At 43.9% G+C, this 1,076-nt stretch carries 1 protein-coding gene; it reads right to left on the reverse strand.

Features of this window, described 5'->3' with window-relative positions; all coding sequences use genetic code 11:
• Positions 1-1,076 (reverse strand): plasmid recombination protein (locus KP705_RS15430; RefSeq protein ID WP_215764783.1); only part of this gene is annotated, 1,076 nt, incomplete at both ends.

Raw genomic sequence — 1,076 nt, forward strand, 5'->3', positions numbered from 1 at the left:
ATCCTATCGCAATCACGCATTAAATCATCCAACGTGTAGACAGTCTTAATGAACGGAACAGGATTAATTCCATGCGAATCCAAAGAATCAAAAACTAAACCAAGATAAGTTTCAAGCTGTTCATTCTTCTTCTGTAAATCTCTGAACGGCTTGCCCTTATCAAAACTTTTTTCGCGTTCGCTTTTCAATTCGTTCAATAGTGATTTTCGTGATTCATTACTTTTGTGAATTTTTGTTTTTAGTGATGAATTACTCGCTTTCAACTTCTCATTTTGATTCTTCAATAAATGAATTTCATTTTCACGAGACTTCGCACCATCATCAAAACGGCTTTTCGTGAATGACTCAGAAACCTGAACAACACCACCAGCAACAGCAGAAGAAACAGCACCAACCAACGTGCCAGCCTTCTCAAACTTTTCAGCCTTAGCTTTTGCAGCATCAACACGCTTTGCAACAGCACGACCATCAGCCAGAGCAATAGCTAAAGCCTTGGCTTGTTGCTTCTCCTGGTTCCACTGGTCCCGAGTTAAACGCCTACGACCTGGACCAATACGAGTTAAGCCAGAAGGCTTCCCGACCTTATCCCAATAACTGTCCTGCCAATCTCTAAACGATTGCTTATAGGCTTCATTTTGTTCCTTTGGAGATAACCCATCCGCCTTGGCCTTCTGCTTTGCACTATCCCCAGGATGTAAGCTGATCGCCTTCAAATCATCAGGAACGATGAAAGCATGAAGATGAGGAAAAGCCTCATCATCATGCCTGATGACTGTCTTCAACTGGTCCCCATACGTGTCCTGCAACCACTTGACCGACCGAGCTTGCCAACGCTTACAATCGGCATCCATCTCACCTGGCCAAGACAGAACAATGCACGCCATAGTATTTTGAGTGCTTCTGATTTTCCTGCTCTTGCCATTCTTCTGAACATCAACAGCACCATCGCAAGCCTGCTCATGCTCACGCTCAAGATCTTCTAAATCCTGACCAAAAACGAGAACCGCCTTTCCTGGATTTTCAACATGCAAACATGCATCCGGATTTCTCCGGGTAGCCTCATCTATAGTCTCTTT

The sequence above is a fragment of the Gluconobacter sp. P1D12_c genome (genome assembly GCF_018812105.1).
Classification (GTDB): domain Bacteria; phylum Pseudomonadota; class Alphaproteobacteria; order Acetobacterales; family Acetobacteraceae; genus Gluconobacter; species Gluconobacter oxydans_A.